Here is a 24927-nt window from a genome sequence, read left to right on the forward strand (position 1 = left end):
TGCTGCTGCCAGGCATGAAGATAGACATAGCGGTAGGTTCTGCCGCCATTCTGCGTCTGCGTCAGGCGACCAAGCCCGTCAAAATGCTGAGTTCCCAGAACTGTGGCTTTCTCGTCTCCCGGCGCGGTGATGCTGATCTGCACCGGCAGCGCTGACGATGAGAAGGGGGCATACTGTTTTTCAATTACCGAGCCGTCGGGCAGGGTGGTTTTAATCACCCGGCCGTACACGTCATAGTTATAGCGCGTTACGCGTCCGTTTTCGTCGGTGTGTTGGCGCAGGCGGCGTCCGGCGTCCCAGTCCTGGCGGATGGTGCTGTATACCTCACCTTTGAGCGTCAGCAGCTCGCTTTTTACCGGCAGTTTCGAGAGGGGGTCGTGATATGCCACCTGTCTGGTGCTTTGTACCGCATTATCGCCGGTGGTCCATTGAGTGGCGGTCAGCAGCACCGGGTCGGTCATGCTGTGGCCCGACAGTTTTTCATCTTTCGAGTATTCTGCGTCCAGCTGTCCCCAGTTATCCCAGCTGCGGGTGATCGTCTGGGTAATCAGTTCCGCGCTGCCTTCGCCTTGGGTGGTGAGCGTATCGGCATATTTAGACTCAAAACAGCGGCCCTGAAGGTCGTAACTGTGCTGCTGGAAAGGGGTCCAGCCCAGCTCATGATCGCGGTCATACAGCTCGCCGATCAGCGTGCGGCCCAGCGGGTCGCTGGTAGTGCGTTTCTGGTTGCCGAGAATATCGGTATGTACCACCTGCGGCAGCCCTTTCGCGCAGGGGTTAAGCAGATAGTCCCAGCTTTCCTTCGCGGTGTAATCCGGCTTGTCCGGATGGTGTATCTGGGTCATCAGGCGGCCAACGGCGTCATATTCCAGTTTGACGGTGTTGCCCGCCGCATCGGTGGTCGATAGCAACTGTCCGGAATGCACCGACTGAACGCGTTTGTGGCTGAGGGTTAACTTGTCGTGGGTTTCAGTCTGTACCTGCTGCGCCAGGGTTCCGGCGGTATAGTCGGCGCTAAAGGTGAATACCTTGCTGTGGGTATAGATTTTTTCGTCGCTGCCGTGAACGTCAACGGTCTGGCTCTTCATGCGGCCGGTTTCATAATCCGCCGCGGCCGCGTAAGTGAATTTCTCTACTGATAATACCGCGTCGTCGGCACTGTGGGTCACCTGCGACTGCAATACCGCATAGCCCGGCGCGGTATTTTTCCAGCTGTCCTGGCGGAGATACTGGTATTCCGTTTTCAGCACCGGCGTGTCCTGGTATTTGTCGGCCGGCGGCGTTACCTGCTGTTGGCGCATAAAACGGGTAAAGCCGTTCGGCTCTTGCGGGCAGAGGTTTTCCGCCCCTGCCGCCGGATACCAGGTCCAGGTGGTTTCGGTGCCGTCGGGAGTCACTTTTGAGGTGATATTGCCGTAAGTGTCATAAACAAAGGTGGTGGTTTCTTTCCGCGAAGCGCTGCCGCTGGTCCAACTGGTGCTCTGCTGTTTAGGCAACTGAAAGGTGTTGGGCTGCTTGTCGAATGTTTCGCCGATCACCGCATAATAGTCGGTGGTGGCCAGCACCACGTTGGCATTGTCAGACTGGGTATGCTTTTCTGAAACCAGCAGGTGAAAATTATTATAGTGACGCTCAATCATCCGGGCGGGGATATCCTTTCCGTCGCCTTTCAGGGTCTGCACCGAAGAGTAGTCATAAGGATTAAGAATGCCGTAGAGATTATCGTCGTCTTCGGCAAATGAGGAGTAGGTCTCGCCGTAGCCGAGATAATTACTTTCGGTGGAATAGCTGAAGGTCTGATAAACCGGCAGCATATGGGTGCTGTCCGCAGTGTACTGGGTATAGGTGGTGACGGCAGGATAATCTCCCTGAACATCGTCAATCACATATTTCATCAGGCCGTTGGTATATTCGACTTCCTGAATTAATTTGGTCGGGCTGGTGACCTTTTTCAGGACATTTTTCTCATGGATCAGCGTGTCGTTATCCCACTCAAGCTGCCATTGCAGTTCGGGGGTAATGCTGGTGTTGCGGATGGTGGTCAGATAATCATTTTCCATCTCCAGTAAAATAGTCTGTTCTTCCGCGGTGTCGGGCCACAGCACGATTTCGGCTTTTTGCGTTTCATAGGTGAAAATACACAGGGTTTTGCCCCGGCTGTCGGTAATATCCAGCAGTTTCGTATTCCACGGGCTGGTTTGCCAGTTAAGCTCCACATAATAACCCATCGGGCTGCGCAGGGTGACCGGCAGGTAAATGCCGCTGCGTATTTCCTCCAGTACTTCAACCATTCCGGACTTGTGGGTAATGGTGTAGCCTTTGGCGTTTTTATTAAAGTGAACGCTGTCGATTTTTTGCTGGCGAATAACCGGCTGGCTGCCGTCATCATTGTCAACAACCTTAAAACGCTCGCCGGAACTCAGGTTAAGGTTGCGGGTGAGGCTGTTATAGCTGCTGACCCCGAGTGTTATGCCGGTACCCAGCTGGTAGTCATTTTCGCTGTCCAGCGGGCAATAACTCAGTGCCAGAGGGAATACCGGTCCAAGCGTGTTATTACCGTGGAAGTTATTGATCGGGAAATTAAACATAAAAAGTCCGGTGCGCGGGTCGACGCCCCCGGAGACGGCGCTGAAGAAATTATGCGCCTGCGTATAAGGTTGTGCTGCCATTTCAAGCTCCTTTTTAAATGGAATGCATTAAGCCTGATGACTTAATGTTTCTTCTCCTGGTTTTATTAAAAAATAACAACGGAAATTTAATGAGTAAAGGCAATTAGCAATCAACAATATTTTATTATATTTTTGATTTATATGATGTGGCTTGTGGTCTTATTTGTTTCATCTTTTTTGATGTGATTTAAATAAATAAAATATTTAGATGTCGGAGTCTTGATTTGAGTCGCTCGTGACCGTGTTTAAAGACCGTTAAGTAGAAATTTTTACGCTCATGGCATGCACTGCATCACCGATAAAAGATCAAGATGCGGCGAGGAAACTGAAAAAAAACCCTGGCAGCGCCCGGCTGGCAGGGTATCAATCAGATAAATCACTGTTCGGCAAAACTCTTAGCTGAATATCAGTTCAAAATGTGTTTGAACAGGCGTGTTTAGGGTGTCCCGTCAGTCGCTAACCAACGGCTAACGGGATATTGAGCCTAAATAACCAATCGACGATGAACCCTGCCGACATGGCGCAGATAAATTCCCCAGTAAATCTGCGTTCCCATATGCAATTTTTATAAATATTCAACAGTAATGAAAGCGTTGCAGCAATCAGTGAATTAAACAGCATCCTGAGATGTGTATTGCTGAAAAAAATAAAAGGAAGTTTCCATGGTTTTGTTTGTAACATAACAACCCCTTGAGTATGAATTTCATATGTGACTATGCTCTTAACAGGACGCTGATTTTATCAAAGATCTCGGAGATAAATCCTTTTCGCGGCGTATCTTCTTTATTAAACCTGATTTCCCTGGCGTGTTTTTCATTGATTTTATAGCCAAAGCGCGGAATAGTGACAATAATGTCGTTAAGTCCGATGGAAGAAAGGGATTTTCTTAACAAGTAAATTTTCTGGATAAGGGCGGGTTCATAATTAAAGTGGTTATTACATTTCCCCCATAAAATGGTAATAAGCTCGTCCTTATGTAACGGCTGCCAGAGCTCAGTATGCAACAAAGCCTCAAAGCAGCGACTTTGAGTATGAGTGAGTGTGAGATTATCATGGTGGCGACAGGTAAAAGTTCTGCTTTGGGTGTCGTATTCAATGTTTGTGGTTATGTGCACCTTGGTCATATCTCTCTCCATTTAAATATGCAGTGTTTTTACTTATCCTCTGACTTTCGTCAGCGGGAATTACTTATTTTGCTGGCAACAAATTTGCGCCCGCCAGACTGAAAAATAGCCATAAGGCAACGTTGACGGCTCGGTGACGGCATGCTCGTTATTCATGGTAGATTTCTGACAGAGAAAAAGGCTGGGTGTACTGTCGGGTATTTAAATCTGAATTGCTGAGCCGTGTAGAGACAGTGCCTGAACTTATCATTGACCTGGCAAGGCGCTGGCGTGGTGGCCGGCATTGCCCTGAAGGTCCCTTTACTGGTGTCGGCATAATCAATGGCCTCGGGGGACCAATTTTAAGCTCCTGCTCAAGAGAGAAGGTATCTCTCTCGGTCGGGTAATTGATGTTTATCCAGGGGCGGTCCTTAGGCAGTGGGACGGATAAATAGAGTGTAGTGATAAACTCCTCGCCGTTATCGTCAATGATTTTTGCCTGCAGGGTGAAATCACCCGCGACAAAGCACCAACGCTTTGAGACGTTAATCGTCGGTGAATCGTAAGGCATATCATGAAGTGCCCATTCACCTGTCCCTTTTTTGTCGCTCATGCGTAACCTTTTTATCGAAGTTCCGGATCGCGCAGCAGCGACAACCTCAATATCAACAAGGTTAAATCCGGCTAAAGGGTGGGCCGTCGGTTTGATGAATTTTACCGTCGTTTTATAATGAGAGGGCTGAGCAAAGTCCGCAGCGTTGTTCCAACAGATTACCCCTTTATTCTGAGCCGATAGCGGTTTTATCTCCAGACGGGTGACATCGAGTTTGTAATACTTCAGGCGTCCCTCTTTAAGAAGTTCACGCTGGCTGATCTTTACCGGCTTTTGTTGCTCATTCAGTAATGACAGATTGACTTTCACCGGTCGCTGATTTCGGCCATTATTATAATTCACTGCCGAACGAGCGGTATCATCGCGATACACCAGATGAAATGCGGAAATAGAATTAAATTGATCGGCGTTATCATCAATGCAATCAGGGATTTCACGGAAGAAACTATTGCTTATGTTTTCTTTGTAAGTTTTCATATTAATTCCCTTTATATGACAAATATGATTATTAAGATGTGTGGTTTGTTACGCTAAAGCGTGTATTGCCGACACGGCGGCCGAACACATCACGATTTCAATTTTTTTTGATCTTCACAGGTGAAAATACACAGGGATTTTCCCCGGTCTTCAGTAATATCCAGCAGACAATAAATCAGTGCCAGAAGGAATACCGGGTCGAGCATATTATTATCGTGAAAATTATTCATCGGGGAGTTAAATATAAGAACTCCGTTGGGCAGCTCGGCATCCGAGGAGATGGGGCTGAAGGAATTATGTGTCTGGCTATAAGGCTGTGTTGTCATTTTAAACTCCGTTTTAAATGAAAAGCATTAAGCCCGGTGACTTAATATTATGACTCCTGATTTTAATTAAAAATAACAACGGTAATTAATCGAGTAAAGAAAATTCGCAATAAATAACATCTTTTTTAAATTGTTATTTTTGTGGCGTAATTTGTGATCAGATTTGTTTAATTTATTTTTGTGAGGTTTTAAGATAATAATTTTGTTTTTTTGTGGTATTAACTTAAGTAAATAACTTGATTAAATCCGTGAGCTTTTATTTTCAGCTGTTTATATTTTTGAGTTATTTACTTATTTGTAATTGTTTTTTAATTATATTTCCATGATTATTGTGCAGAAAATTTCAGCGGCGAGAAAATACACAACAGGATTAATCTATGATGAAGATAAGAAAAAACCGGTAAAAAAAACGCCCTGGCAGCATGAAGCTGACAGGGCGTCGGATATCGTCTGGTAAAAGTCCCGCGGGAAAGCGGGGCTTTTACGCAACAGATTAAGGCTTAGTCGCCGGAGCCGTCGCCTGATGGGTCGCTGTATGGCCACCCGCTGCGCCTTTGCCTTCAAAGTCGAAATCAGGGCGAATCCAGTCACTATGACGCGCAGGCTCTGGCTGCCAGGCCGGTGCCGGAGCTTTGGTCATTGGTGCACTGGCATGGTGTTTCCAGTTGACCTGAGCGTTCGCGGCGGCAATGACTGGCGCAACAACCGCTTCGTCACGCGCAGGAACCGGAGCATGTGGCTCACTGACTGCAACGCCAGGCGATGCATCAGCCACTTGTGGCGCGGCAATCGCTTCAGCTTCTGGCTCTGCCACTTCCGCAGCGTGAATAATCTCTTCCACCTGCGCTTCGAGAGTTTCATTGACCTCTGCTGCGCTATTGCTGGCGATTTCACTGGCCACCTCGGCAGTCACTTGCGGTGCTGCTTCTACAGCTTGCGGCGCGGCTTCTGCTGCTGCTTTGCTGGCTTCGTCAGTTGGCTCGCCGGCTGCTGCTGCTTTGCTGGCTTCGTCAGCGGGTTCGGCGGCTGCAACGATCTGCTCGGCAACAGCTTCATCAGTAGCAGCAATCACGGCAGGCTGCTGGTTAACCGGTGCTTCAATCGCGGCCGTCTCTTCTGTCTCAACCAGGGTAATTTCTGGCTCTGGCAGCTGTTGTGGCTCTACTTCAACCACCGCCTGTTCAGCAACACCTTGCTCAGCGGCGACCGGCACGGCATCCTGCTCAGGCAGAGCGATAGCTGCGGTTGCCTGCTGTGGTGCTTCATCAGTCTGAATCGCTGACTGCTCTTCTGTCGCCTGTGCAACCGGATAGCTGACCCACACTTTACCGGAAGCCATTTCTGGTGATGCCGCAGCAAAACCTAAAGGCATCGGTGACTGCGCCGGGTAACGCTCGTCACGGTAACGACGACGGCGCTGGCCGCTGACGCGCAGATGACGAGGTGAACGACGAGAACGACGCGGCATGTTATTGCCATCGCGGTTTTCCGCATCATCCTGCTCATCGGCAGACGCTTCAACCGGTGCTGGTAAGGCAACAGCCGCTTGTGGTGCTTCTTGTTGGGCGACAGCCGCAACAGGTACTTCGGTTACCGCAGCAGGTTCCGACTCAAAGCGCACTTTCTGGCTAAGCTGACGCGGTTTACGACGCGGCATAACCTGCACATTTTCTTCAGCTTCGGCCGTGTTCTGCTCTACGGCTTGTTCTGCTACCGGCTGTTCAGCTTTCGCTGCATCTTGCTGCTGCTGGCGTTTCTCTTCCTGACGACGACGCTGACGTTCGGCACGTTGTTCGCGACGCTGCTGTTGCTGCTCATCACGTTGTTGCGCACGTGCTTCATCGCTCTGCGGCTGACGATCGTCACGCTGGTCAGCAGCGGCGGCGACAGGGCGCTTATTACGACGATTGTCTTCACGATTTTCACGTGGCTCACGATTGTCGCGATTATCACGGTTATCGCGGTTATCGCGGTTATCACGGTTATCACGGTTATCACGGTTATCACGGTTATCGCGGTTATCACGGTTATCGCGGTTATCACGATTGTCGCGGTTGTTACGTTCACCCCGCTCGCCATTGCGATCGCGACGATTGTTATTGTTGCGACGATTATTGCGACGGTCATTACGTTGCGGCGTCGTTTCAGTGCTGGACTCTGCTTTCTGCTCAGCGCTGACCTGCGGTGTCGGTTCTTTGCGGGTTTCTTCAGCAGCAAACAGTTTCTTCAGACCAACAATCAGGCGACTGATAAAGCCAGGTTGCGCAGCGGGAGCGGCTGGTGCTTTCGCTGTTGGCTGTGCGGCAGGCGCGGCGCTGTGATCTGGCGCTGCTGCGGCTTGTTCCTGTGGGGCTGGCGGCGCATCAGGCATCACAAAAGCGGCCAGTGCCGGTTGCTCAGGGCGTTTACGCTCGGCGTGTTCTTCTTCGGAAGGCAGCGCCATTTCAGCTTCATGCAGTTTTGGCAGATGATAGCTAAGCGTTTGCGTCTCTTCACCATTACGTACGCGCAGCACTGAATAGTGCGGAGTCTGCATCTGATCGTTAGGCACAATGATGGCACGCACGCCGCCCTGACGTTTTTCAATCGCACTAACCGCATCACGTTTTTCGTTCAGCAGGTAAGAGGCGATTTGCACCGGAACAATGGCATGCACTTCTTTGGTGTTCTCTTTCAGCGACTCTTCTTCGATCAGACGCAGAATAGAGAGTGACAATGATTCGTTATCACGAATGGTGCCGGTGCCGCTACAACGTGGGCAGACATGGTGGCTGGACTCACCCAATGAAGGGCTGAGGCGCTGACGCGACATTTCCAGCAGGCCGAAGCGTGAAATATGGCTAATCTGGATGCGGGCGCGATCCTGACGTACCGCTTCACGCAGACGGTTTTCCACCGCGCGCTGATGGCGAACCGGGGTCATATCGATAAAGTCGATAACGATCAGGCCGCCGAGGTCGCGCAGCCGCAGCTGACGGGCAATTTCATCGGCCGCTTCAAGGTTAGTATTGAACGCCGTTTCTTCAATATCGCCGCCGCGAGTAGCACGTGCGGAGTTGATGTCGATAGCGGTCAGTGCTTCCGTCGTATCGATCACAATTGAGCCGCCGGAAGGCAGGCGCACTTCACGCTGGAAGGCTGATTCGATTTGCGATTCAATCTGATAATGGCTGAACAGCGGGATTTCACCGGTGTACAGTTTGATTTTGCTGCTGAAATCCGGACGACCCAGCGCAGCAATGTGCTGGCGTGCCAGCTCCAGTACTTTAGGGTTATCAATCAGAATTTCGCCAATGTCCTGGCGCAGATAGTCACGGAAGGCACGGACAATGACGTTACTTTCCTGATGGATCAGAAACGGAGCAGGGCGGCTGTCGGCGGCTTTCTTGATCGCTTCCCAGTGCTTCATACGGAAGCTGAGATCCCACTGCAGCGCTTCGGCTGATTTGCCAACGCCAGCGGTACGTACGATCAGGCCCATGCCATCGGGCAGTTCCAGAGAGGAAAGTGCTTCCTTCAGTTCGGTACGGTCGTCACCTTCAATACGACGTGAGATGCCACCGGCGCGCGGGTTGTTTGGCATCAGAACCAGATAGCTTCCCGCCAGGCTGATAAAGGTCGTTAATGCTGCGCCTTTGTTACCGCGCTCTTCTTTATCAATCTGGACAATCACTTCCTGACCTTCACGCAGCACGTCTTTAATATTTGGACGACCATGTGAATGGTAATTCGCTGGGAAGTATTCGCGGGAAATTTCTTTAAGAGGAAGGAAACCGTGTCTTTCCGCACCGTAATCTACGAATGCCGCTTCAAGACTGGGTTCAATGCGGGTGATCTTACCTTTATAGATGTTGGCTTTTTTCTGTTCGTGTCCTGGGCTTTCAATATCCAGGTCGTACAGGCGTTGTCCGTCAACAAGGGCAACACGCAACTCTTCTTGTTGAGTTGCGTTTATCAACATTCTTTTCATCGTAACTTACTCATTATTCTTACATTAGTGACAAAGCTACGGGCATGGTAACGCTGGACGAGGAACAACCGATGGCCCCGTGTCTCATCGCAAAGCCGTCAACCTCACGGTTGTCGCCTGCTAAGGGGCGCAAAATCTCGGTAGCCTGTTTTTCATACGGATAAAACAGCGCTTTTACGAGGGGGAACCACTACTGAGTTACCAGAGAAAGTCTATCCCGTCTTGTCGTCCAGGCTGCAACCCGCAGCCCGCTAAATGCCTGATTTCACAATACGTCTTACGCCATTGCTGCGTGTATGTGCTATCCGGCAAAATTCCTTTATATCGCTTTTAACTTGTATCACAAGGTACAGCGTGAAAAAACGCTAGCATTATTCCATTGCTAACCTTGTTATAGCAAGGTGACTTTTACCGCCTTGAGAAGTTTATTCCAGCTTTAAAGCGAGTTTTTTCATGCTTGCCAAAAAACCGCATAAAAAGTGCTCATAAACCGTGCTTTACAAGACAGACTGTCAGTTAAGCACATAAAAAGAGGTGGCGCTATTACCCCTCACTAATTAGAATCGCCGACCATGAAAACCAATACGCCATCCGTCAAAATGATTGCCATTTCCGCCGATGAAGCGGGACAGCGCATCGACAATTTTTTACGCACGCAGTTGAAAGGCGTGCCCAAGAGCATGATCTACCGCATTTTGCGGAAGGGTGAAGTGCGCGTGAATAAAAAGCGCATAAAACCGGAATATAAGCTGGAAGCGGGGGATGAAGTGCGTATCCCGCCGGTGCGTGTTGCCGAGCGCGAAGAGGATGCGGTGTCACCCAAACTGGCGAAAGTGGCCTCGCTCGCCGATGCCATCCTTTATGAAGACGATCATATCCTGGTAATGAATAAGCCGTCAGGCACCGCGGTGCATGGCGGCAGCGGGCTGAGTTTCGGGGTGATTGAGGGACTGCGCGCCCTGCGACCGGACGCCCGTTTCCTTGAGCTGGTACATCGTCTTGACCGTGATACCTCGGGGATTTTACTGGTGGCCAAAAAGCGCTCCGCATTGCGCTCGCTGCATGAACAGCTGCGCGAGAAGGGGATGCAGAAAGATTACCTGGCGCTGGTACGCGGGCAGTGGCCATCGCATCTGAAAGTGGTGCAGGCACCGCTGCTGAAGAATATTTTGCAGAGCGGCGAGCGTATTGTGCGCGTCAGCAGTGAAGGCAAGCCGTCAGAAACCCGCTTCAAAGTGGAAGAGCGCTATCAGCATGCCACGCTGGTGAAAGCCAGCCCGATCACCGGGCGTACTCACCAGATTCGTGTGCATACCCTGCATGGCGGCCATCCGATTGCCTTTGACGATCGCTATGGCGACCGCGAGTTTGATCGTCAGCTGGCTGGCACCGGGCTAAACCGTCTGTTCCTGCACGCGGCCGCTTTACGCTTTACCCATCCGAATACCGGTGAAGTGATGCGGGTGGAAGCGCCGCTTGATGAAGGCCTGAAGCGCTGCCTGGCGATATTACGCCAGAAATAACGGGCTGACCCAAATTTACCGCGAATACCCCAGGGGAGTCGTTTTCGGCTCCCGTCCTGATGGCATGAGGGGCTAACCCTCTACACGGGCAGCGATAACGCTGCCCCTGGGGTAAAATTTACTTTAATAACGGGTCCATACCCGCTTCTCTTAACATCTCACACAGCGCAATCAGCGGTAACCCAATCAGGGTATTCGGGTCGCGCCCCTCCAGTTTATTGAACAGCGTGATGCCCAATCCTTCACTTTTAAAGCTGCCGGCACAGTTAAGCGGTTGCTCTCTGGCGACATAGGCGCGTATTTCTTCATCAGTTAAGTGACGAAAATGGACGTTAAACGTTTCACATATCGTCTTCGTCTGATGGTTGCTGCTCGAATAGAGCGCAAGACCGGTATAAAAAATAACAGATTGTCCACTCGCCTGGCGTAATTGTGCGCAGGCATTCTGCTCGGTATGCGGTTTGCCCGTTATTTGATTCATTAATACACAGACTTGATCGCTGCCAATAATCAGATGGTTCGGGTAGCTTTTGCCCAGCGCCTGCGCTTTGGTCGCCGCCAGCCGCGAGACCAGCTGTGGCGCGGTTTCATGCGCTAGCGGCGTCTCATCAACCTGCGGCGCAGCGGTAATAAAAGGTAAGCCCAGTTTATTTAACAGTGCCTGACGAAACGGCGAAGTTGACGCTAAAACTAAATTAGTCATATTTTTTTGCGGAATAGATAGCGAATCGGATAAAGGCATTTTAAACTATGCGCCGCACTGGATGCGAATAATGGGTGAAAGATGCTGTTAAACGGCCTTTTTCTTTGACTCTACGTCGTTACAAAGTTAATATGCGCGCCCTATGCAAAAGGTAAAATTACCCCTGACTCTTGATCCGGTACGTACGGCTCAAAAACGCCTTGATTATCAGGGCATTTACACACCTGAACAGGTGGAGCGCGTTGCCGAGTCTGTAGTCAGCGTGGATAGTGATGTGGAATGTACCATGTCGTTCGCGATCGACAACCAGCGTCTCGCTGTGCTGAATGGCACTGCTGAGGTTGCTGTAACCCTGTCGTGTCAGCGTTGCGGTAAGTCGTTCCCTCACCAGGTCCACATAACGTATTGTTTTAGTCCGGTGGTCAATGACGATCAGGCTGAAGCACTGCCGGAAGCGTACGAGCCGATCAACGTCAACGAGTTTGGCGAAATTGATCTGCTGGCAGTTGTCGAAGATGAAATCATCCTCGCGCTGCCGGTCGTTCCGGTTCATGATTCTGAACACTGTGAAGTGTCCGAGGCGGACATGGTTTTTGGGAAGTTGCCTGAAGAGGCAGAAAAACCAAACCCATTTGCCGTATTAGCCAGTTTAAAGCGTAAGTAATAGGAGTAAGGTCCATGGCCGTACAACAGAATAAACCAACCCGTTCCAAGCGTGGCATGCGTCGCTCTCACGATGCTCTGACCACTTCCACTCTTTCCGTAGACAAAGTTTCTGGCGAAACTCATCTGCGTCACCACATCACTGCGGATGGTTACTACCGCGGTCGCAAGGTCATCGCTAAGTAATTCTTGCGGACACGCAAGGCGATACTTTGACACGTTTGACCCTGGCGATAGATGCCATGGGCGGGGACTTCGGTCCCTGCGTGACAGTGCCTGCCGCAATGCAGGCACTGGCCTCTAACTCGCAGCTGCATCTTCTTCTGGTCGGCGATCCCGACAAAATCTCGACATCATTAGCCAAAGCTGATTCCGCGTTTCAAGGGCGTCTGCAGGTTATCCCTGCCGAATCGGTTATTGCCAGTGATGCCAGACCGTCTCAGGCCATCCGCAACAGTCGCGGAAGCTCAATGCGCGTGGCGCTGGAGCTGGTCAAAGAGGGTAAGGCGCAGGCTTGTATCAGTGCCGGTAACACCGGTGCGCTGATGGGCCTGGCAAAAATGTTATTAAAACCGCTGGAAGGGATTGATCGTCCGGCGTTGATGACGGTGCTGCCTAATCAGCAACAGGGTAAAACCGTGGTGCTGGATTTAGGCGCTAATGTCGAGTGCGATAGCGCGATGCTGGTGCAGTTTGCCATTATGGGCGCGGTGATGGCGGAGCAGGTGCTGGAAATAGACCATCCGCGTGTCGCCCTGCTTAATATCGGGCAGGAAGAGACCAAGGGCCTCGACACTATCCGCGATGCCGCAGCCATTCTGCGAGAGTCGCCGGATATCAACTATATTGGTTACGTCGAGGGCAATGACCTTCTGACCGGTAAAACGGATGTTTTAGTCTGCGACGGTTTCGTGGGCAACGTCACGCTGAAGACGATGGAAGGCGTGGTAAGAATGTTTCTTTCGCTGTTGAAATCATCCGGCGAAGGAAAAAAACGGGCGTGGTGGATGACATTGCTCGGGCGTTGGCTTAAAAAACGTCTGGCGAAACGCTTTGGTCACCTCAACCCCGACCAGTACAATGGCGCTTGTCTGTTAGGATTGCGTGGCACCGTAATTAAGAGCCACGGCGCGGCAAATCAGCAAGCATTTGCTGTGGCGATACAACAGGCAGAGCAGGCGGTGCGGCGGCAAGTTCCTGAGCGAATTGCTGCCCGCCTTGAGGCTGTATTACCTAAGAGTGACTGAGCGTACATGTATACGAAGATTATCGGTACGGGCAGCTATTTGCCCGAACAGGTGCGGACTAACGCCGATCTGGAAAAAATGGTCGAAACGTCAGACGAATGGATTGTCACCCGCACAGGAATTCGTGAACGCCGCATTGCCGGTCCGGATGAGACCGTAGCCACCATGGGCTTCCACGCCGCCGAGCGCGCGCTGGAGATGGCGGGCGTTGATAAAAATGATATCGGGCTAATTGTTGTTGCGACAACGTCCTCAAGCCATGCTTTCCCGAGCTCGGCTTGTATGATTCAGCAAATGCTGGGCATTGACGATGCGGCAGCATTCGATCTTGCCGCCGCCTGTGCAGGGTTTACCTATGCGCTGAGCGTGGCCGATCAATACATCAAAAATGGTGCAGTGAAGCATGCGCTGGTGATTGGTGCCGACGTACTGGCGCGGACGCTGGATCCGGAAGATCGCGGAACTATCATCCTGTTTGGTGATGGCGCGGGTGCGGTAGTACTGGGTGCCAGCGAAGAGCAGGGGATTATTTCAACGCATCTGCATGCCGATGGCCGCTACGGCCAGCTGTTGACGCTGGCAAATCAGGATCGTGCTAAACCCGAAGAAGTACCCTATCTTTCAATGGCCGGCAACGAAGTGTTTAAAGTGGCGGTGACTGAACTGGCCCATATCGTTGAAGAAACGCTGCAAGCCAATAACCTTGAGCGTGAAGCGCTTGACTGGCTGGTGCCGCATCAGGCCAACCTGCGTATTATCAGCGCCACCGCCCGTAAGCTGGGTATGGGAATGGAAAAAGTGGTTGTGACGCTTGATCGTCATGGCAATACTTCTGCCGCTTCCGTACCGTCAGCACTGGATGAAGCGGTGCGTGATGGACGTATTCAACGCGGTCAGCTGATTTTGCTGGAAGCCTTTGGTGGCGGTTTCACCTGGGGTTCGGCGCTGGTTCGTTTTTGATTAACAGGAACTTATAATGACGCAATTTGCAATGGTATTCCCGGGACAGGGATCTCAGGTTGTTGGCATGCTTGCTGACCTGGCGGCAGAGAACCCCGCCGTTGAGAACACGTTCCGTGAAGCTTCTGCTGCGCTGGGTTATGACCTGTGGCAGTTAACGCAGCAGGGTCCGGCTGAAGAGCTGAATAAAACCTGGCAAACCCAGCCGGCACTGCTGGCTGCTTCCGTCGCCATCTACCGTGTATGGCAGGAAAATGGTGGCAAAGCGCCCGCGATGATGGCGGGTCACAGCCTGGGTGAATACTCTGCGCTGGTCTGTGCTGGCGTGCTGGATTTCGCCGAAGCGATCAAATTGGTTGAGCTGCGTGGCAAACTGATGCAGGAAGCGGTTCCTGAAGGAACCGGTGCAATGCAGGCAATTATCGGTCTCGACGATGCGTCGATTCAACAAGCCTGTGAAGAGTCTGCTCAGGGTCAGGTAGTATCACCGGTGAACTTTAACTCACCGGGCCAGGTGGTGATTGCCGGTAACAAAGAAGCCGTTGAACGTGCGGGTGCCGCCTGTAAAGCTGCCGGTGCCAAACGCGCACTGCCGCTGCCGGTCAGCGTGCCTTCACACTGTGCGCTGATGAAACCCGCAGCGGATAAACTGGCGGTCGCGCTGGAAAGCATTACCTTTAATGCGCCAACATTCCCGGTAGTGAATAACGTTGATGTAAAATGCGAAACCTCGCCTGAAGCGATTCGCAGTGCATTGGTGCGCCAGCTTTACAGCCCGGTTCGCTGGACTGGCTGTGTCGAATTAATGGCGGCGCAGGGCGTGACTTCGCTGCTGGAAGTGGGTCCGGGTAAAGTACTCACCGGGCTGACGAAACGTATTGTTGACACCCTGACGGCGGCGGCGGTTAATGACCCGGCCAGCCTGTCAGCGGCTATTGAACAATAACACGAGGAAAAACATGAGCTTCGAAGGAAAAATTGCGCTGGTAACCGGTGCAAGTCGCGGCATTGGCCGTGCTATTGCGGAAACGCTGGTGGCGCGCGGTGCTAAAGTCATTGGTACTGCGACCAGCCAAAGTGGCGCAGATGCGATTAGCGCTTATCTGGGCGATAACGGCAAGGGCTTGCTCCTGAACGTTACTGACTCTGCTTCCATTGAAAGCGTGTTGGAAAATATTCGTGCCGAATTTGGCGAAGTGGATATTTTAGTCAATAATGCTGGCATTACGCGTGATAATCTTCTGATGCGTATGAAGGATGACGAGTGGCAGGATATCCTGGACACCAATCTGACTTCAGTGTTCCGCCTTTCCAAGGCGGTAATGCGCGCGATGATGAAAAAACGCGTGGGCCGTATCATTACCATCGGTTCTGTTGTTGGAACCATGGGTAATGCGGGCCAGGCAAACTACGCTGCAGCAAAAGCGGGTTTGATCGGCTTCAGCAAGTCACTGGCGCGCGAAATCGCGTCACGTGGCATTACCGTTAACGTTGTTGCTCCGGGCTTTATTGAGACGGACATGACGCGTGCGTTGAGCGAAGATCAGCGTACGGGCATTCTGGCGGAAGTGCCTGCGGGTCGCCTCGGCGATGCTCAGGAAATCGCCAATGCCGTTGCATTTTTAGCCTCTGACGAGGCAGCGTACATCACTGGTGAAACGCTGCACGTCAACGGCGGAATGTATATGGTCTGATAATCACGAAAACTATTTGCGTTATTTGGGGCAAAAGCCGCAAAATAGCGTAAAATCGTGGTTTGACCAGCCGGGATTTAGTTGCATCTTTTTCAACATTTTATACACTACGAAAACCATCGCGAAAGCGAGTTTTGATAGGAAATTTAATAGTATGAGCACTATCGAAGAACGCGTTAAGAAAATCATTGGCGAGCAGCTTGGCGTTAAGCAGGAAGAAGTTGTTAACACTGCCTCTTTTGTAGAAGATCTGGGCGCTGATTCTCTTGATACCGTTGAGCTGGTAATGGCTCTGGAAGAAGAGTTCGACACCGAGATTCCGGATGAAGAAGCCGAGAAGATCACGACTGTTCAGGCTGCAATTGATTATATCAATAATCATCAGAGCTAATTGAACATCATCAGGCGGTCGCTCGACCGCCTGAGTTTTTTTAAACCCTTCCACACCGTGTCAATATTTTCCCTCCCTGGAGGACGAACGTGTCTAAGCGTCGTGTAGTTGTGACTGGTCTTGGCATGTTGTCTCCTGTCGGCAATACCGTAGAGTCCACCTGGAGTGCTCTCCTTGCCGGTCAGAGTGGCATCAGCCTGATCGACCATTTTGATACTAGTGCCTACGCAACGCGTTTTGCTGGCTTAGTAAAGGATTTTAATTGTGAAGAATTTATCTCGCGCAAAGATCAGCGCAAGATGGATGCCTTCATTCAATATGGAATTGTCGCTGGCATTCAGGCCATGCAGGATTCCGGTCTGGAAGTAACGGAAGAGAACGCTGGCCGTATCGGTGCAGCAATCGGTTCCGGGATTGGCGGTTTAGGTTTAATCGAAGAGAACCACAGTGCACTGGTTAACGGTGGACCGCGCAAAATCAGCCCGTTCTTTGTTCCGTCTACCATTGTTAACATGATTGCCGGTCACCTGACAATTATGTACGGCCTGAAAGGCCCGAGTATTTCAATTGCTACCGCCTGTACTTCTGGCGTGCATAACATCGGCCACGCTGCGCGTATAATCGCTTATAACGATGCCGATGTGATGGTCGCAGGGGGCGCTGAGAAAGCCAGCACTCCACTGGGTATGGGTGGTTTTGGTGCGGCGCGCGCGTTGTCCACGCGTAATGACAATCCTCAGGCGGCAAGCCGTCCGTGGGATAAAGATCGCGATGGCTTTGTGCTGGGCGATGGCGCTGGCATGGTCGTGCTCGAAGAGTATGAACACGCGAAAAAACGTGGCGCAAAAATCTACGCAGAGGTGGTTGGCTTTGGTATGAGCAGCGATGCCTACCATATGACGTCACCACCTGAGAATGGCGCTGGCGCTGCGCTGGCGATGGAAAACGCACTGAAAGATGCGCAACTGTCTCCGGAGCAAATTGCTTACGTCAACGCGCATGGTACCTCGACCCCGGCAGGTGACAAAGCTGAAGCCCAGGCCGTGAAATCGGTATTTGGTTCGGCAGCGAAAACGGTAATGGTCAGTTCCACTAAATCCATGACCGGTCACCTGTTAGGCGCAGCGGGTGCCGTTGAGTCTATTTACTCAATTCTGGCGTTGCGCGACCAGGTCGTGCCTCCCACCATCAACCTGGAAAACCCGGATGAAGGTTGTGATCTCGACTTTGTACCACACACAGCTCGTCAGGTTAAGGGCATGGAATACACCTTGTGTAACTCTTTCGGTTTCGGTGGCACCAACGGTTCCCTGATTTTCCGCAAAGTGTAATTCTGTCGTTATTGACCTCTGAGGCCCGCATTTGCGGGCCTTTTTTATCGCTGTTGGTCAGCGGTCCTGGCGGAACAGCTGTTGCACAAACGCAATATACGCCGGACGCCAGACATCCATTTCATGCCCCCGCCCCGGGTATGCGTGATAGTCGAATTTTATGCCGTTTTGCTCCAGCGTCTGTTTCAGCCCGGCAATATCCTGACCGGTAATAGTATCTTTTTCTCCCACCACAACCGTGAAGTGGCGTAACTGCCGGTTAATCTCATCAGGTTTTGCCAGCTGCGTGGCGACCGCGCTGTCAGGTACAGTGCTGGTACTGACGCCACTAAAAGTCGCCAGTGCGCTAAACCACTCAAGATGGCGTAAGCCGGAAACCAACGCCTGATAGCCACCTTGTGACAATCCCGCCAGTGCACGCCCGTCAGCATCCTGGCGCACATTAAAGCGCTGTGCGATCAGCGGGATGATGTCGTGGATTAACTCCGCATCGGCGGCGTTGGCGTTAGCGGGATAGAACACCTTGCGCCGCTGTTGCGGTATAAAGTCCTCCGGCGTGGTGTGGGCGGTATCGGTTTCGGTATCCGGGATCACCACCAGCATCGGTTTTATTTTTCCTTCTGCCAGCAGGTTATCCATAATCTGCGGAATACGCCCCTGATCGATTGCTGAGCGCCCACTGTCGCCAAAGCCATGATAAAAATAGAGTACCGGCAGCGGCTGTTTGCTGTGGTCGTAGCCTGGCGGCGTCCACACCGCCAGCTGCCGCTCGGCATTCAGCTGCCCGGAGTGATAAGTTAAGGTGCGTAAATCGCCATGTGGCACTGCCCGCACATCCAGCAGGCTACCCGGAACCAGAACCTGACTGGTATTCACCTGACGCTGAGGTTTGGTAAAGGTGGTGCCAGTATCAATGCTGCGAAAACCATCCACGCTGAAAAAGTACTCATACAGATTCGGCGACAGCACCGGCGAACGATAGCTCCAGATGCCAGCGGCGTCTTTATTCATCGCGTGCGCCACATAACTTTCCGGCGTGGCACCGGTAAACAGTGTGACCTTATTTGCCGACGGTGCAAACAGGCGGAAGGTCACGCTATTATCGGCGTTAACAGTGGTCACATAATCGTTCACTGCGCGATCCTGCGGCGGCAGCGTCGGGAAGCCGTCCGGCAGTGAAAGCGTTTCAGCCATCGCGCTTGATGTCAGCAGTAAACCACTCAGCAACAGTTTCAGGGCGTTTTTATTCATTATCGCTATCCTTATTAAGGTGAATTACCACCAGACCTCAGCCTGTACGCCAACGGTAAACTGATCGTCTTTATTATCGGTAAAGCGGTAGTCGGATAATGCATTATCCAGCTGATGAATCCAGGTGGTGTAAAAACGGATTTCCGGACGTGAATTCAGGATGCTGGTATCCACTTTCAGTGCGTGATACAGCGTGGTTTTATAGGCCGACTCTTTCAGGCGGGTACCGGACTGGGTTTTATTGGTCTGGCTAAACCAGCCGAGTTCCATGCCAGTCTGATTGTAGTTATCCCAAACCCATGCCGGGCGAATAACGGTACGCAGGCTTTCGAAATCGCTGTGGGCACCGCTGTCATAGCTGTAAATATCCTCGCCGCGAGAATACACCAGCGCATTGGCCATAATAATCCGGTCGCTGAGCCACACTTCACCCTGCGAAAGGGCGCGTATTGCCATGCCGTTGGTATGATCGCCATAGTAATAGCCGTTATTGCCCATTGATGGTGAGGCGGCTGAATAGTTGGAGAAGCTACTGGCAAACGAGTTATTGGCACCTTGCAGGGTAAACTCGTTAAATCCATTGTGGCTCAGTTGCTGACGCACGGTTGCTGACGCCATCCACGCATCTTTAAGCGTGTAGTAACTGTTATTGTGTTCATTCTGTTTCTGGTCGTCACTTTTATTGGCCATGGCATATTTGCCCATCAGTGCCAGTGTGCCACCTTGCCATAACGGAATATCGTGGAAGCGCAGATCGAGCGAATTAGTATTCATTTGCGTTTTGGTACTCAGATCGCGGTTATAAACATCCAGATCTTCACGGGTCAGTGAGATATCCATCTGTGCAGCGCCGAGATCCATATTCTCAATGCCGACGCCAGCGCCGGCATCGGTTCTGATACTCTTCCAGTCCAGCATCTGGATTTCATAAATCGGCAACACATGTTTACCGACCCAGAAATCGGCTTCAGGCGCAAAAGGCAGAAAGCCCCTGGTGGTCAGATAAATATCGGAGAATTGCAGAATATTTTCATTGCCCTGATTGTCACCAAACCAGCCGGCGGAATATTGCTGGCCAACATTACCATCGAGCTTGACCACCGCATGGGCGCTTTTGCCGTCCTGGTTATAGACCCGCTGGGTCAGCAACAGATCAAACCAGCCGGAGTGTTCATTACCAAAACGCCCTAACGAGCCAATGGCGTAAGATTGTGGTGAGCCGTGATTGCCGGTCGCCCAGCCGGATCGCAGGTAGCCAGAATAACTAAAGCCAATATCCTCTTTCACATACTGACTAATCTGCTTAAGCGTGACCGGCTGTGCGGCGGGGGGTTCAGTGCCTGGCACAGGGGACGAGGCGTTAGCCAAATTACCGACCAGCACCTGGCGGTTTGCCGCAGGCTGAAGCTGCGGATCAGCAGCGGGCTGAGGACGCGCAGCCACGGTAGTGTGCTGCTGTCGAACCTGCTCTTTGTAGGCGACAAACGCTGCCTTCGTTTCCGCCAGTTCTTTCTGATTACTGGCCAGCGCCTGCTCCAGTAATTCGAGCCGTTGTTCGACGCTGAGTTTTGCCGCACTGGCAGCTGGCGGTAATAATATTGCGCTTATTAGTACAGTCAGTAATTTTACCTGGTATGACTTCATGATGATCATCCTGTCAGGAATATCCACGTAATCGGTCGGAGTAATAATTTTTTTTAATTTCAGCTAATGCTGTCGGTCGCGATATTTTCGGGAGAAAGCGTCGTCGCTAAATTCAGCGCAAAAAAAAACCTAAACCCCCGGCTGGCAGTATATAAATGCCAGACCGTGGGTTTAGGTTTTGCCTGATGGACAGTAACAATCCTAAAAATATGGGCGGATATTGCCACAGGTGCGGGTTAAAACAAGCGAAACGGCGTGGCTTTGTTAGTTTTTGTGATAACAATCAAAAATTATTATCAGGTAAAAGTTTTGCTGTTTGTTCGCCGCGTTTCGCCAGATTCGGATGATTCTCTGGCTGCGGGCAGGTAATCTTAACCCCCGGAAAAAGTGGAGAAGGGCAGGGTATGGTTTGGATCAATGGTGAGCGTCAGGACAAGCTGGCAGTCAGCGATCGCGCAGTGCAGTTTGGCGATGGCTGTTTTACCACCGCGCGGGTGCGCGCGGGTAAAGTCGACTGGTTGCCTGACCATTTGCTGCGCCTGCAACAGGGTGCAAGCCGCCTGTTAATGGATGGCGTTGACTGGTCTGCGCTGGAAGCTGAAATGATTTACGCGGCGCAACAGCAGCAGGATGGCGTACTGAAAGCGGTGATTACCCGCGGCAGCGGCGGGCGAGGCTACAGTGCGGCGGGCTGTCAGCAGCCGACGCGTATTGTGTCGCTCTCCGATTATCCGGCGCACTATCATCGACTGCGTGCAAGCGGCGCGCGGCTGGCACTCAGCCCGGTGCGGCTCGGGCAAAATCCGCTGCTGGCCGGGATTAAGCATTTAAATCGCCTCGAACAGGTGCTGATCCGTACGCAACTTGAGCAGACCGGTGCCGACGAGGCGCTGGTGCTTGACACCGCAGGCAGGCTGGTGGAATGCTGTGCGGCCAATTTGTTCTGGCGCGAAGGGCAGCAGGTCTTCACGCCACTGCTGACGCAATCCGGCGTCAATGGCACAATGCGCCAGCGTATTATTATGCTGCTGGAACAACAGGGTATTCACTGGCAAGAAGTCAGCGTGGAGATGAGTGCGCTCGCCCAGGCTGATGAAGTGTTGATTTGTAATGCGCTGATGCCGATTTTGCCGGTTTATCAGATCGAAGAGTGGCGCTACTCATCGCGCCTGCTGTTTGATCTGGTAAGCCCTCATTGCTAATGAAATGGATATTGCATGATGAATAAGCGAAAAATTATCGCCGGGGCGATAGTGATTCTGGCGCTGATTGTCGCCTTTTGTTACTGGCAAGTTCGCCAGTTTGCTGCATCGCCACTGGCGATTAACCAGGAAACCATTTTTACTCTGCCTGCGGGAACCGGACGCGTGGCGCTGGAAGCTCAGCTAGAGCACGATAACATTATTCACCACAGCATCTGGTTTGGAACCTTGCTCAAGCTGGAGCCAGAGCTGGCGAAGTTTAAAGCCGGCACCTACCGGTTGCAGCCGAAGATGACGGTGCGCGAGATGCTGGCACTGCTGGCCAGCGGTAAAGAAGCGCAGTTCCCGATTCGCTTTGTTGAAGGCACTCGTTTGCAGGAGTGGATGGCAGAGTTGCGTGCGGCGCCCTACATTAAACATACGCTGAAAGATGATCAGTTCGCCACGCTGGCAGAGGCGCTGAAGCTCGACAGCGCTGACGGCGTCGAAGGCTGGTTCTATCCTGACACTTATCTGTATACCGCCAACACCACCGACGTGGCGCTGCTGAAGCGTGCCCATCAGCGGATGGTGACGCTGGTCGATACCATCTGGCAGGGTAAAATGAGCGATCTGCCGTACAAGACCCAAAACGATCTGGTTACCATGGCGTCGATTATCGAGAAAGAGACCGCGGTTAACGATGAGCGTACTAAAGTGGCCTCGGTGTTTATCAATCGCTTACGCCTGGGTATGCGGCTGCAAACCGATCCGACGGTGATCTATGGCATGGGTGAAAAGTACAACGGTAATCTGACGCGCAAAGATCTTGAGACGCCAACCGCGTACAATACCTATGTGATTAGCGGGATGCCGCCGGGGCCGATTGCGATGCCGGGCAAGGCGTCACTGGAAGCGGCCGCGCATCCGTCAAAAACCAATTACCTCTATTTTGTTGCCGATGGTAAAGGCGGACATACCTTTACCACCAATCTGGCCAGCCATAATCGGGCGGTGCAGGTTTATCGTCAGGCACTGAAGGAAAAGAATGAACAGTAAATTTATCGTCATTGAAGGTCTCGAAGGCGCCGGTAAAACCACGGCGCGTGATGCGGTCGTGGCGGTGTTAGCGCAGCATGGCATCAGCGATGTGGTATTTACCCGTGAACCCGGCGGTACACCGCTGGCCGAGAAACTCCGTGACTTGATAAAGCAGGGCATTGAAGGCGAGCAGGTGACGGATAAAGCGGAACTGCTGATGCTGTATGCCGCACGTGTTCAGCTGGTGGATACGGTGATCAAACCGGCACTGGCACGCGGTGCCTGGGTTGTCGGCGACCGTCACGATCTCTCTTCGCAAGCTTATCAGGGCGGTGGGCGCGGTCTGGATCGTCAACTGATGAATGCGCTGCGGGATACCGCGCTGGCAGATTTTGCGCCGGATTTAACCCTGTATCTGGATGTCACGCCAGAAATCGGTCTGCAACGCGCCCGTGCGCGCGGAGCGCTGGATCGTATTGAGCAGGAGTCGCTGAACTTTTTTGTGCGCACCCGCGACCGTTATCTGGAACTGGCCGCCGCCGATCCGCGTATTAAAACTATCGATGCCACGCAAAACATCGAGCAAGTGACAACGTCACTTCAGTCGGTGCTCCGGCAGTGGCTGGCGGAGCAGGCGTAATGAACTGGTATCCCTGGCTGAATCAGCCTTACCGGCAAATCGTTGAGCAGCATCAGGCGGACAGAGGTCATCACGCTTTACTGATTCAGGCATTGCCGGGTATGGGTGATGATGCACTGGTCTGGGCGCTCAGCCGCTGGCTGATGTGTCTGCAACGCGACGGGATGAAAAGCTGCGGTCAGTGCCATGGCTGTCAGTTGATGCAGGCCGGAACCCATCCGGACTGGTATAAGCTGGAAGCCGAAAAGGGCAAAAGTTCGCTGGGTATCGATGCGGTACGTGGCGTAACTGAAAAACTATATCATCATGCCCAGCAGGGCGGCGCGAAAGTGGTCTGGCTACCGGATGCCGCTCAACTGACCGAGGCTGCGGCCAATGCGCTGTTGAAAACGCTGGAAGAACCGCCGAAGAACACCTGGTTTTTCCTCAGCAGCCGCGAACCACAGCGCCTGCTGGCGACGCTGCGCAGCCGTTGCTTCGGCTGGCATCTCTCTCCGCCGCATGAGTCGCAGAGTCTTGGCTGGTTGCAGAAACAGACGCCTGCCGGCGCAGATGCCTGCACTACCGCCTTGCGTCTGAGCAGCGGCGCGCCGGCTGCGGCGCTGGCGCTGTTAGATGAAAAACTCTGGGCGCAGCGCCAGCTGCTGTGCAGCCAGCTTTCCAGCGCGCTGCAACAGGATCTGCTGAGCTTACTGCCGGTGCTGAACCATGATGATGCGGCTGCACGTATCGGCTGGCTGTGCGCACTGCTGATTGATGCCATGAAGTGGCAACAGGGCGGCGGCCAGTTTATTGCCAATGTTGATCAGCCGACGCTGATTGCACAACTCGCCCAACTGCTTCCCTCATCGGCGCTCGACAGCAGTCTGCGTAGCTGGATGACCTGTCGCGACCGGCTGTTGCATGTGGTGGCGGTTAATCGCGAACTGTTGCTCACCGAACAGCTGTTAAGCTGGGAACAAATTTTCAAACCGATATAATCGGTTCAACGCTTCAGAGAGTAATGTTATGTTTTTAGTTGATTCCCACTGTCATCTTGATGGCCTGGACTACGAAAAGGTGCACCAGAATCTTGATGATGTTCTGGCTAAAGCCGCGGCGCGCGACGTCAAATTTATGCTGGCTGTCGCCACCACTCTGCCGGGATATAAAGCGATGCAGCAGCTGATTGGCGATCGTCACAATGTGGCGTACTCCTGTGGCGTGCATCCGTTAAATCAGGATGAAGAGTATGATTTCGCCGAGTTACGCCAGCTTGCCGCCGATCCACGGGTGGTGGCAATGGGGGAAACCGGGCTGGATTACTACTATCAGGCGGAAACCAAAGCGCGCCAGCAGGCTTCATTCCGTGAACATATTCGCGTTGGCCGCGATCTGAACAAACCGGTGATCGTCCATACCCGCGATGCACGTGAAGATACGCTGGCGATCTTGCGCGACGAGCAGGTCGAAGGCTGTGGCGGGGTGCTGCACTGCTTCACCGAAGATCGTGAAACCGCC

22 protein-coding genes are annotated in these 24927 nt (G+C 52.3%); 14 read left to right on the forward strand and 8 right to left on the reverse strand.

The window, feature by feature from the left end:
• From NG42_RS03345 to rne, 5 genes are all read right to left on the reverse strand, one after another.
• Positions 1-2669: RHS repeat domain-containing protein (locus NG42_RS03345; RefSeq protein WP_052897852.1), on the reverse strand; the 2669-nt coding region annotated here is incomplete at its 3' end.
• 713 nt (positions 2670-3382) lie between these two features.
• Entirely contained in the window at positions 3383-3793 is a 411-nt protein-coding gene (locus tag NG42_RS03355) for a winged helix-turn-helix domain-containing protein (RefSeq protein WP_052897856.1), read from the reverse strand.
• A gap of 148 nt (positions 3794-3941) precedes the next feature.
• On the reverse strand, positions 3942-4862 hold the full coding sequence (locus tag NG42_RS03360; protein WP_052897858.1) for a hypothetical protein: 921 nt from the start codon (positions 4860-4862) through the stop codon (positions 3942-3944).
• A gap of 89 nt (positions 4863-4951) precedes the next feature.
• The gene (locus tag NG42_RS22570) at positions 4952-5188 is read right to left on the reverse strand and encodes a hypothetical protein (RefSeq protein ID WP_156322003.1); all 237 of its coding nucleotides are present in this window, start codon (positions 5186-5188) and stop codon (positions 4952-4954) included.
• A gap of 493 nt (positions 5189-5681) precedes the next feature.
• A complete protein-coding gene (rne, locus tag NG42_RS03365; protein WP_052897860.1) occupies positions 5682-9158 on the reverse strand; it encodes a ribonuclease E in 3477 nt (1158 codons plus the stop codon).
• Positions 9159-9730: 572 nt separating this feature from the next.
• Here rne and rluC point away from each other — a divergent pair.
• The gene (gene rluC, locus NG42_RS03370; RefSeq protein WP_052897862.1) at positions 9731-10681 is read left to right on the forward strand and encodes a 23S rRNA pseudouridine(955/2504/2580) synthase RluC; all 951 of its coding nucleotides are present in this window, start codon (positions 9731-9733) and stop codon (positions 10679-10681) included.
• Positions 10682-10799: 118 nt separating this feature from the next.
• Here rluC and NG42_RS03375 read toward each other — a convergent pair whose 3' ends face one another.
• Positions 10800-11384, reverse strand: a complete 585-nt coding sequence (locus NG42_RS03375) for a Maf family protein (protein ID WP_052897863.1) — start codon at positions 11382-11384, stop codon at positions 10800-10802.
• A gap of 142 nt (positions 11385-11526) precedes the next feature.
• Between NG42_RS03375 and yceD the strand changes: the two genes are divergently transcribed.
• From yceD to fabF, 8 genes are all read left to right on the forward strand, one after another.
• Positions 11527-12048 carry a 23S rRNA accumulation protein YceD gene (yceD, locus tag NG42_RS03380; RefSeq protein WP_052897865.1) on the forward strand — a complete coding sequence of 174 codons (522 nt, stop codon included), beginning with the start codon at positions 11527-11529 and terminating at the stop codon, positions 12046-12048.
• A 14-nt stretch (positions 12049-12062) separates the two neighbouring features.
• Positions 12063-12233 (forward strand): 50S ribosomal protein L32, encoded by a 171-nt coding sequence (gene rpmF / locus NG42_RS21825; protein WP_072133164.1) that lies wholly within the window; start codon positions 12063-12065, stop codon positions 12231-12233.
• A gap of 26 nt (positions 12234-12259) precedes the next feature.
• Entirely contained in the window at positions 12260-13294 is a 1035-nt protein-coding gene (plsX, locus tag NG42_RS03385; RefSeq protein ID WP_052897867.1) for a phosphate acyltransferase PlsX, read from the forward strand.
• Between the two features lie 6 nt (positions 13295-13300).
• On the forward strand, positions 13301-14254 hold the full coding sequence (locus NG42_RS03390; protein ID WP_052897869.1) for a beta-ketoacyl-ACP synthase III: 954 nt from the start codon (positions 13301-13303) through the stop codon (positions 14252-14254).
• 16 nt (positions 14255-14270) lie between these two features.
• Positions 14271-15200, forward strand: a complete 930-nt coding sequence (gene fabD, locus NG42_RS03395) for an ACP S-malonyltransferase (protein ID WP_052897870.1) — start codon at positions 14271-14273, stop codon at positions 15198-15200.
• Positions 15201-15213: 13 nt separating this feature from the next.
• Positions 15214-15948, forward strand: coding sequence for a 3-oxoacyl-ACP reductase FabG (gene fabG, locus NG42_RS03400; protein ID WP_052897871.1), 735 nt, complete (start codon positions 15214-15216; stop codon positions 15946-15948).
• A 154-nt stretch (positions 15949-16102) separates the two neighbouring features.
• Positions 16103-16339, forward strand: coding sequence for an acyl carrier protein (gene acpP / locus NG42_RS03405; protein ID WP_052897872.1), 237 nt, complete (start codon positions 16103-16105; stop codon positions 16337-16339).
• An 89-nt stretch (positions 16340-16428) separates the two neighbouring features.
• Positions 16429-17670, forward strand: a complete 1242-nt coding sequence (gene fabF / locus NG42_RS03410) for a beta-ketoacyl-ACP synthase II (protein ID WP_052897873.1) — start codon at positions 16429-16431, stop codon at positions 17668-17670.
• Between the two features lie 57 nt (positions 17671-17727).
• On the opposite strand, the gene NG42_RS03415 is transcribed toward fabF, so the two are convergent.
• The gene (locus tag NG42_RS03415) at positions 17728-18864 is read right to left on the reverse strand and encodes an alpha/beta hydrolase-fold protein (protein ID WP_420911297.1); all 1137 of its coding nucleotides are present in this window, start codon (positions 18862-18864) and stop codon (positions 17728-17730) included.
• Between the two features lie 81 nt (positions 18865-18945).
• A complete protein-coding gene (locus NG42_RS03420) occupies positions 18946-20571 on the reverse strand; it encodes a carbohydrate porin (RefSeq protein ID WP_277619510.1) in 1626 nt (541 codons plus the stop codon).
• A 398-nt stretch (positions 20572-20969) separates the two neighbouring features.
• Between NG42_RS03420 and pabC the strand changes: the two genes are divergently transcribed.
• The 5 genes from pabC to NG42_RS23260 form a co-directional block, all read left to right on the forward strand.
• Entirely contained in the window at positions 20970-21767 is a 798-nt protein-coding gene (pabC, locus tag NG42_RS03425) for an aminodeoxychorismate lyase (RefSeq protein ID WP_052897876.1), read from the forward strand.
• A 15-nt stretch (positions 21768-21782) separates the two neighbouring features.
• Positions 21783-22805: a cell division protein YceG gene (gene yceG / locus NG42_RS03430; protein WP_052897877.1), complete on the forward strand. Its 1023-nt coding sequence runs from the start codon at positions 21783-21785 to the stop codon at positions 22803-22805.
• Entirely contained in the window at positions 22795-23427 is a 633-nt protein-coding gene (tmk, locus tag NG42_RS03435) for a dTMP kinase (protein WP_052897878.1), read from the forward strand. The genes yceG and tmk overlap by 11 nt, the downstream gene beginning before the upstream one ends.
• Positions 23427-24407, forward strand: coding sequence for a DNA polymerase III subunit delta' (gene holB / locus NG42_RS03440; protein ID WP_052897879.1), 981 nt, complete (start codon positions 23427-23429; stop codon positions 24405-24407). Before tmk ends, holB begins: the two co-directional genes overlap by 1 nt.
• Positions 24408-24435: 28 nt before the next feature.
• On the forward strand, positions 24436-24927 hold a 492-nt coding region (locus NG42_RS23260; RefSeq protein WP_052898032.1), incomplete at its 3' end, for a TatD family hydrolase.

Source organism: Winslowiella iniecta (genome assembly GCF_001267535.1).
Taxonomy (GTDB): Bacteria; Pseudomonadota; Gammaproteobacteria; order Enterobacterales; family Enterobacteriaceae; genus Erwinia; species Erwinia iniecta.